Below are 9,366 nucleotides of genomic sequence, written 5' to 3'. Positions count from 1 at the left end.
TGTGACAGGTCTGTAGGAGCCACCAAAGAGCGAAGTAAAAAGCCCATTCACGGGCACTTCACCCTCACTCAATCAACCCATTCTTACGCGCCCACGACACCGCGTCATAACGACTCGAAACCCCCAACTTGGCGTAGATGTTTTTCAAATTCCACTTCACCGTTTCCAGCGAAATATTCAGCGTCAAGGCCACGCGTTTGTTGGCCATCGCCTGGCTGATCAACTCCAGGATGGCCAGTTCCCGTGGCGTGAGCGTCGAAGACACGCCATTGGCCGACGATTCGCTGGCGCGGCCGACACTTCCCGGGCCGAAGCGCTCCAGCAATTTCCCCAGGTACGCCTTATCCTCACTGGCCAGCGGTTTGCTCGCCAGCGCGGTGAGCATCTTGCGCAGGACTTCGCCTTCGTCGAGGAAGGTGCGCACCAGTCCCAACCGACGGCCCTGGGACAAGGCTTCCAGCAAGTGCGCTTGCGCCTGTTCCGGTTGCAGCAGATCGGCATTGGCGCAGGCTTCGAGCAGTTGACCGGTGACCAGCAATTGTCCACGACTGAATTTCCTGGCGTAGGCGCTCAGGATCGCCAGGTTTTCCAGGGCTCTGCCCGGGTAATTGGTGGCCAGCAGCAGACGTGCTTGCGCCAGTGCCGCTATCGCCGGGATGTCTGCCTGGAAGCCCGGGGACTCGCGGTGTTTCTCCGCCAACGCTTGCAGTTTGGCGACCCTGTCGGCGGCGTAGGTTTTGTCATTCACCAGCAAGGCAATATGGGCCTGTTCGGCCAGGCAATGCGCCAGGGCACGGTCCTGGTTGATGGTGCGAAAGTGTCGCTCCTGTCGATCCAGAAAGGCCATGGCCACCGTGGCACTGTCCTGAAGCAGGTCCAGGCGCGCCCGGCAGATGGTGGCACGCAGCATGGTGTCGGGCATGGCCCATTGCAGCAGCCCGTTGCGATTGGCGAGGATTTCCCGCGCTTCATCGGTACGGTCCACCTCGCGGTAGACCTCGGCCAGCGTGGCGGCCCCCAGATAAGCACTGGCGGCGCGGTGTCCATGCACCGCCACGGCGCAGGCCAATTGTGCCGAACCGATCCGCTCGGCCTCGCGCATCTGGCCGGCCTGCAGGTAACACAGGGTCCGGGCCCCTTCGGCCACCAACGCCATCTCGCCATTGCGCTCGGCTTCGGGGATGGGGTTCTCGTCAAGACATTGCAGCGCCTCTTCGATCCTGCCGGCCGCCAGATAGGCGATGGTCAGCAGCGCCGGCGCGCCGAAACGCGTCACGGTGTAGTCATCCGGCAACGCCTGGAAGTTCTTGAGCAAGCCAATGATGGGCTCGGTACGATCACGCTGCAGTTCAATGGCCGCCTGCACCAGCGGCAGTCGATAGGCGACGTCGGCATGCTGCGCTGCCCCGCTGCGATGGAATTGCTCCAGCCAGACCTCGGCCTTGGCCGGACGGGCCGTGAGGGCATAAGCCAGGCAGCCGAGAAAGAACAAGCGCGGCCGGGAAAACAGGATTTGCTGCGGCAACCGGTCGAGCAGCCGTAGCAGCGGGCTCAGTTGACTCAGGCTCCAGGTCGCCGGGGCTGCCCGCTCGATCAACTGTGCGGCGAAATCGAGGTCGCCCGCCAGGGTGGCATGTCGTACCGCCTCGGCCAACAGCTTGCGTTCGGCGAACCAGCGTGCGGCCCGGTTATGCAATTCGGTTTGCGCGGCGCTGTCCCGGCGCGCGAGCCGTGTGGCCAGAAAGTCGCCGAACAGTGCGTGGAAGCGATACCACGGCTGACGGTCATCGGCTTCGACGCGAAAGATCAACAGGTTCTCTTCATCCAGCCGCTTGAGCATGGCCTGCGCCGAGCTGACGCCAGTGATCGCTTGCGCCAGGGAGGCATTGAAGCGCCGACAAATACTCACACTCTCCATGAACTGCGCCAACTCGGGCGGCAGATGGACCATCACGTCTTCGGCCAGGTAACTCTGCAGATCGTCGGAGCGCCAGCCCATTTCGCGCAGCGCGCCACGAGAGTCCGGATCGCTGCGCAGCAGGATGATCACCAGTTGCAAGGTGGCCGGCCAACCGCTGGTGAGTTCATGGATCTGATGCAGTTCTTCGGGGCAGAGCTTCAGTGCAGCCAGGCTCTGTTCAAGAAACGCGCGGGATTCCGCCAGATCGAATGGCAGTGTGGCGCAATCGAGTTCCAGCAACTGTCCGCTCAGGCGCAGGCGACTGAAACTCAGCGGCGGACCGACACGGGACGAGATGACGAAATGCAGGTTCTCGGGGCTGTGGTCCAGAAGCTTCTGCATGAGCTGGTGGGAGCGTGGGTCGGTGACGTGCTGGTAGTCGTCGATGACCAGGAACAGCTCCTTATTGATCGCGGCGGCACCTTCGACAATGGCCGCCACCACCTCGTCAATGAACTCCGGTTGCGCGCCTTCCAGCGGAACACCGCTGTCCAGGGCAATGCCAAGGCGCTGCAAGGCGCCGCGCAGATAGGCGAAGAAGATCGGGACATGCTTGTCATCGCCACTCAGCGACAGCCACGCCACCTCGGCTCCCGAGCGCATCATCATTTGCCGCCACTGGGCCAGCAGCGTGGTCTTGCCGAAACCGGGACTGCCGGTGACCAGGCCGACGCGGCATTGCGTCATGCCGCGCAGATCCTCCAACAGGCGTTCGCGCAGGATGGTCTGGGTGCCGATGCGCGGTGGCGCGAACTTCGTCGATACGAGTAGCTTGTCGGTATGCATGTCCTGACTGGTCTCCCATCCTGCCGCACCCAACGAAACAGCGAGTGGGCGCTGCACGATCCGGATCGGTGAGGTGTGCCATGTTCTGGCGATTGTTGGATTTTTTACCCGCAGGTTCCTGGCAACCCCGGGTTCCGCCTTGGCACAGATGGTGACGGGGAACAGCGACCCATTACCCCCCTACATTGGAGGGGGGTACTTGTAGAAGCGAGCCCGCTCGCGATGGGCGTCAACGATAACGCGTGCTGTCTGAATGATCGTGTTGCCCGGACGTTTTTCGCGAGCAGGCTCGCTCCTACAGGTATGAGTTGGCTTTTGCTCTGGCTTTTGCTCTGGCTTTTGATCTTGATCTATCTGCCCCGTTTCCAGAGGCCGAACGCAGGTATTGCGCAGTGGGCACCGCGGCAAGGATGCCGCGGTAGCCGCCCCCGGCCATGGATGGCCGATGGCGGCGGGCCCACGGAGCAATGCCGGAGAGAGGGCATGCCGAGCCTTAGCGAGGCACCGAATGGTGGGGCAAGACCTTTGGTTCCTTTGGGGCGTTTGCCAAAGGGACTCGCCGTAAGGGCGAAACCATAAGCGGCCGTTACCGCAGCAATGGATATGTACTCCGCCAACAAAAGACAGGTCGGCTGTCAGGCCGCCTTCGCGAGCAGGCTCGCTCCTACAGTTAATCCGGGTACATCCAGTCAGAGCGTGCGCGCCACCAGTTCACGCATAATGTCGTTGGCCCCCCCATAGATACGGTTCACGCGGCTGTCCAGGTAATGACGGGCCACCGGGTACTCCAGCATGTAGCCGTTGCCGCCATGCAGCTGCACGCACTGATCGACCACCTTCGAATACAGCTCGGTGCACCAGAGTTTGGCCGCCGCGGCCGCCTCCGGGCTCAGTTCGTGCTGCAGGATGAGTTCCATGCAGCGATCGGTGTAGGTCTGCCCCAGGACGATCTCGGTCTTGAGGTCGGCCAGCTTGAAGCGCGAATTCTGGAATTCGATGATCGGCGTCCCGAATGCCTTGCGTTCGCGGGTGTAGGCAATGGTCTGTTCCAGCACTGCCTGGCTCGCCGCAATGGCGAGAATGCCGATACTCAATCGCTCCCAGGCCAGTTCCTTCATCAATTGGTAGAAGCCCTGGCCAGGCTCACCGCCCAAAATGTTGGCCTTCGGCACCCGTACGTCCTGGAAGAACAGCATGGTGGTGTCCTGGGCATGCAGGCCGACCTTGCGCAGCGGTTTGGACTTGGTGACCCCGACGCAGTCAGCCTCCACCAGGATCAGCGAAATGTCCCGGGAGCCTTTGCCGGTGCTGCCGGTCTTGGCGATCACCACGATGATGTCGCTGTTGGTGCCGTTGGAGATGAAAGTCTTGGCACCATTGATCACGTAGTCATCGCCGTCGAGCACGGCACGGGTCTTGACCGCCTGCAAATCGGACCCGGTGTCCGGTTCGGTCATGGCCACGGCGGAGATGATTTCGCCACTGGCCATTTTCGGCAGCCATTGCTGCTTCTGTTCTTCGGTACCGAAATTGATCAGGTAGCCGGCACAGATGTCATGCACATTGAAGCCATTCAGGCCCGAGAGCCCCGCACGCGCCACTTCTTCGACGGCAATCATCGAAAAACGCCGGTCCAGCCCCAGGCCGCCATAGGCCTCCGGTGTCGTGGCGTTGAGCATGCCCAGTTCGCCGGCACGCTTCCAGACCTGGCGGGGAACCAAGCGATCCTCCTCCCACTGTTCGTGAAAGGGCGTGCATTCCTCCGCAAGGAACCGCCTTACGGTATTGCGGAACGCTTCATGCTCATGATCAAAGAGTGTGCGCGGAATCATGGAGTGACCTCTGGATGCGATGGGTTCTGTCGGCGACTTATTCAACCGACGCCTTTACGTCACCTTAAAGCGCCCCACGTCCGCCCTGCCCCCTCGAATCGAGTAAGGCAAATGGTTGCTCCTGGATAACGGGCAACCCCACTCCTTTCGAGGGGTGTTTACCCCCAGATAGCGTCGATAGCATTCGGTCAATGCGTGCACACGTGTGCACAACAAGTGAAAAGCGACCGGAACACACGACATGAAGCGCGACAGCACAGCCGGGGATGCATCCGCTCAGCGAAGCGCCACATCCGTCGAGCGGATCACCGCCAGGGACCTCGCCCGACGCATGGGGGTGGCTACTTCCACCGTCACCCGCGCCTTCGATGCGCAATCGCGCATCTCGGCCGAGCTACGCGGGCGCATCCTGGCCCTGGCCGATGAGCTGGGGTATCGCCCCAATGCCATTGCCCGTTCGCTGAACCAGCGCAGGACCGGCATCGTGGCGCTGGTGGTGGGTGATATGGCCAATCCCTTCTATCCCGCGCTCCTTGAAACGTTCTCCCTGAAACTGCGGCAAACCGGCCGGCAATTGTTGCTGTTCGTCGTGCCGCCCGGCGGCGATGCGGACGAACTGATGCCGCAACTGTTGCAGTATCAAGTGGATGCCATTGTGGTCACCGCTGCGAAGCTGTCTTCACACATGGCGGATCTGTGCGCCCGTCAGGGCGTTGCGGTGGTGTTCATGAACCGCCGTGTCGCAGACCCGACCGTCTGGTCAGTGTGCTGCGACAACCAGCGCATGGCCGCTGAAGTGGCCGAGTACCTCGTGTCCCGACAACGCCGGGCCTGCGCTTTCGTGTCCGGCGACCCAAGCATTTCCACCACCGCTGACCGCCTGCGCGGCTTCGAACAGGGCTTGGCCAGGCATGGCCTGAACCTCGTCGCGTGCGTCGCGGGCGGGTACACCTACGAAGGCGGATGTGGCGCGGCGGCCCGACTGTTCAGTGCCGGGCAACCCGCCATCGACGCCGTGTTCTGTGCCAACGACGTCATGGCCCTCGGCGTCTTGAGTCACCTGCGGCTGAACACTGCTCTGCGCGTACCCGAGGATGTCGCTGTGGTCGGCTTCGACGACATCCGCGCCGCGGCCTGGCCGGAAAATGACCTGACCACCGTGCACCAGCCCGTCAGCCAGATGATCGATTGCGCCATCCGCTTACTTGGCGAAGGTCGCCCGGACGCGAGCGTCATCCAGGCGCTGCACGAGGTGCCCGGCCGACTGGTGATTCGCTCCACCGCATAGCGCCCCACACCCACAAAAACAACCGTCCGCCAGAGGCGGCCAAACCTTGATTCCCAAAGGAGAAATCCCGTGATCCAACACCTCAAGAAGGGCCAGTCGGCCCAAGCCAAGGCCAGTAATCAAGCCCAGGTGCGCGCTACCGTGGAAAGCATCATTGCCGACATCGAGCAGCGCGGTGATGCGGCGGTACGCGAGTACTCCGGGAAGTTCGACAAGTGGACCCCACCGAGCATGCGCCTGACCCCGGAGCAGATCGACGCCTGCATCGCCAGCCTGCCTCAACAGACCCTCGACGATATCAAGTTCGCCCAGACGCAGATCCGCCGGTTTGCCCAGATCCAGAAAGAGTCGATGCACGACGTCGAGGTCGAAACGTTGCCTGGCGTCGTGCTCGGTCATCGCAACATTCCGGTCAACTCGGTGGGTTGCTACATCCCCGGCGGCAAATACCCGTTGATCGCCAGCGCCCACATGAGCGTACTCACGGCCAAAGTGGCCGGCGTCAAGCGCGTGATCGCCTGTGCACCGCCCTTCGAGGGCCAGCCTTGTCCGGAGATCGTGGCCGCCATGCACCTCGCGGGGGCCGATGAAATCTACTGCCTGGGTGGCGTGCAGGCCGTGGCCGCGATGGCAATCGGTACCGAGAGCATCGTCGGCGTGGACATGATCGTCGGCCCGGGTAACGCCTATGTGGCAGAGGCCAAGCGTCAGTTGTTCGGCCGCGTCGGCATCGACCTCTTCGCCGGCCCGACCGAAACCCTGGTGATCTGCGATGACACCGTGGATGCCGAGCTGGTCGCCGTCGACTTGCTGGGCCAGGCCGAGCACGGCCCCACCTCCCCCGCCTACTGCGTGACCACCAGCAAAAAAATCGCGGAAGAACTGCCGGCCGCCATAGACCGGGTGCTTTCGCGCCTGGACACCGCGCCAGTCGCAAGCGTGGCCTGGAACGACTTCGGTGAGATCTACCTGTGCGACACCGACGAGCAAGCCCTGGAAGTCGCCGAACGCCTGTGCTCCGAGCATGTGCAAGTGATGACCCGCGACCCGGCCTGGTACCACGATCGCATGACCCGCTACGGCGCCCTGTTCCTCGGGCACCGTACCAATGTCAGCTATGGCGACAAGGTCATCGGCACCAACCACACGCTGCCGACCATGGGCGCCGGGCGCTACACCGGGGGTTTGTGGGTGGGCAAGTTCATCAAGACCCACACCTACCAGCGCGTGCTGACCGACGAGGCCAGCGTGATGATTGGCGAGTACTGCTCCCGGCTGTGCGGGTACGAGCATATGTCCGGCCACAAAGAGCAGGCGGACATCCGCGTGCGACGCATGAAGCAGGAGGCTTGAAGCCATGAGCAAGCCTGTACCGCACAACCGCAGTGACTATCGCTACCTGCGCGATATCACGACGCGCTGGATGGACAACGACGTCTACGGCCACGTCAACAACGTCATTTACTACAGCTGGTTCGACACCGTGGTCAATGGCTGGCTGCTGGAGCAGAACCTGCTCGACTTCGAGCAGTGCCCCACGGTCGGCCTTGTGGTCGATACCCATTGCAGCTATTTCTCCTCCATCGCCTTCCCCGACCTGGTGCGCGCCGGCCTGCGCGTGGCCAGCCTGGGCACCTCAAGCGTGCGCTACGAAGTCGGCCTGTTTGCCAATGACAACACCGAGGCGTCGGCGCAGGGCCATTTCGTTCACGTGTACGTCGACCGCGTGACACGTCGGCCGGTGCCATTGCCGCAAGCATTGCGCCGCGCACTGGAGAGCATCGAGGTGGCGTCATGATCAACGTCAGGAAACTGGTCATGACCTGTCTCGTACTCGCCGCTCCACTGGTGCAGGCGCAGACGTCCAAACCCAACATCCTGGTCATCTGGGGCGACGACATCGGCTGGCAGAACGTGAGTGCCTATGGCATGGGCACCATGGGCTACACCACGCCGAACATCGACCAGATCGGCATGGAGGGCATTCGCTTCACCGATCACTACGGGCAGCCATCGTGCACTGCCGGCCGGGCGGCGTTCATCACCGGCCAGTATCCGATTCGCTCCGGCATGACCACCGTGGGCCAGCCGGGCGACAAGCTCGGCCTGCAAGCCGCCTCGCCGAGCCTGGCGGAGGTGCTGAAAGAAGCCGGCTACCGCACCGGCCAGTTCGGCAAGAACCACCTGGGTGACAACAACGCCAACTTGCCGACGGTGCATGGTTTCGACGAGTTCTACGGCAACCTGTATCACCTCAACACCGAGGAGCAAAGTGAGTACGCCGACTATCAGAATTTCGCCAAGTCATATCCCGGCGGACCGCAGGCGTACGCCAAAAAATTCGCCACCCGTGGCGTGCTGCACACCCTGGCCACCGACAAGGACGACCCGACGGTCGACCCACGCTTCGGCGTGGTCGGCAAGCAGAGCATCGAGGACACCGGGCCGTTGACGATGAAGCGTATGGAGGACTTCGACGGCGCCGAACTGATCCCCCGTGCAGAGGACTTCATGCGCAAGGCCAAGAGCGATGACAAGCCGTTTTTTGTCTGGCTCAACACCAGCCGCATGCACCTGTACACCCACCTCAACGCCAAGTGGAAACATGCCGCCGATCAATACACCCATGAAGGCGATAACCACGGCGGCGGCATGATGCAGCACGATCATGACATCGGCCAGGTGCTCGACTTCCTCAAGCAGAGCGGTCTCGATAAAAACACCATCGTCTGGTACTCCACCGATAACGGCCCGGAACACTCGTCCTGGCCGCATGGCGGAACAACACCCTTCCGTGGCGAGAAGATGACCACCTATGAGGGCGGCGTGCGGGTGCCGTCGATGCTGCGCTGGCCGGGTGTGATCCAGCCTGGGCAGATCAAGAACGGCATCCAGGCGCATCAGGACATGTTCACCACCCTGGCCGCAGCGGCCGGCGTAACGGATGTGGTCGAGCGCATGAAAGACCAGAAAAAGCAGTACATCGACGGCATCGACAACCTCGACTACTGGACCGGCAAGTCGCCGCAAAGTGCACGCACCAGTCTGTTCTACTACATCGAGAACAAACTGACCGCCGTGCGCATGGGGCCATGGAAGATGCACTTCTCGACCAAGGAAGACTATTACGCGCCGATAAAACCCTTGTTTGCACCCTTGATGTTCAACCTGCGCAGCGATCCGTTCGAAAGCTACGACAGCAATGACTCCTACGGTCACATGATCCAGAAGTCGTCGTGGATCTCCGGCCCCATGGGCGAACTGATCGGCGCCCACCTCAAAACCCTGGCCGAATACCCACCGGTGCAGGCAGCCAAATCGTTCGACCGGTCGAACCTGGTGCAGGACTTCCTGAGAAACCAGCCGAAAGCACAATGATGCGATCGAAACCGGTGCAAATGGCGGTGTGACTGATGCCATCTGTGCCGGATGTGCCGGCCTCTTCGCTGGCAAGCCAGCTCCTACAGTTGATTGGGGGTGGCCGCAGATTTGGTGCTCGA

At 62.1% G+C, this 9,366-nt stretch carries 6 protein-coding genes; 4 read left to right on the top strand and 2 right to left on the bottom strand.

The annotated features are described in order from the left end of the window. Positions 1 to 64: 64 nt before the first annotated feature. Together GPL81_RS30965 and GPL81_RS30960 are read right to left on the bottom strand one after the other, a co-directional pair. Positions 65 to 2,746, bottom strand: a complete 2,682-nt coding sequence (locus tag GPL81_RS30965; protein ID WP_160109879.1) for a winged helix-turn-helix domain-containing protein — start codon at positions 2,744 to 2,746, stop codon at positions 65 to 67. A 689-nt stretch (positions 2,747 to 3,435) separates the two neighbouring features. Then, positions 3,436 to 4,578: an acyl-CoA dehydrogenase family protein gene (locus GPL81_RS30960; RefSeq protein WP_160109878.1), complete on the bottom strand. Its 1,143-nt coding sequence runs from the start codon at positions 4,576 to 4,578 to the stop codon at positions 3,436 to 3,438. 241 nt (positions 4,579 to 4,819) lie between these two features. Here GPL81_RS30960 and GPL81_RS30955 point away from each other — a divergent pair, with 241 nt between their 5' ends. The 4 genes from GPL81_RS30955 to GPL81_RS30940 all read left to right on the top strand — a co-directional run bounded on the left by GPL81_RS30955 (position 4,820) and on the right by GPL81_RS30940 (position 9,244). Then, positions 4,820 to 5,866, top strand: a complete 1,047-nt coding sequence (locus GPL81_RS30955) for a LacI family DNA-binding transcriptional regulator (RefSeq protein ID WP_160109877.1) — start codon at positions 4,820 to 4,822, stop codon at positions 5,864 to 5,866. Between the two features lie 69 nt (positions 5,867 to 5,935). Then, positions 5,936 to 7,219: a histidinol dehydrogenase gene (hisD, locus tag GPL81_RS30950; protein WP_160109876.1), complete on the top strand. Its 1,284-nt coding sequence runs from the start codon at positions 5,936 to 5,938 to the stop codon at positions 7,217 to 7,219. Between the two features lie 4 nt (positions 7,220 to 7,223). Continuing rightward, entirely contained in the window at positions 7,224 to 7,664 is a 441-nt protein-coding gene (locus GPL81_RS30945) for an acyl-CoA thioesterase (RefSeq protein WP_121102472.1), read from the top strand. Positions 7,665 to 7,684: 20 nt separating this feature from the next. Beyond that, positions 7,685 to 9,244: an arylsulfatase gene (locus GPL81_RS30940; protein WP_246219016.1), complete on the top strand. Its 1,560-nt coding sequence runs from the start codon at positions 7,685 to 7,687 to the stop codon at positions 9,242 to 9,244. The last annotated feature ends 122 nt before the right edge of the window (positions 9,245 to 9,366 follow it).

The sequence above is a fragment of the Pseudomonas izuensis genome (genome assembly GCF_009861505.1).
In the GTDB taxonomy this organism is placed as follows: Bacteria; Pseudomonadota; Gammaproteobacteria; order Pseudomonadales; family Pseudomonadaceae; genus Aquipseudomonas; species Aquipseudomonas izuensis.
This window is presented reverse-complemented; position numbering and strand designations above follow the sequence as displayed.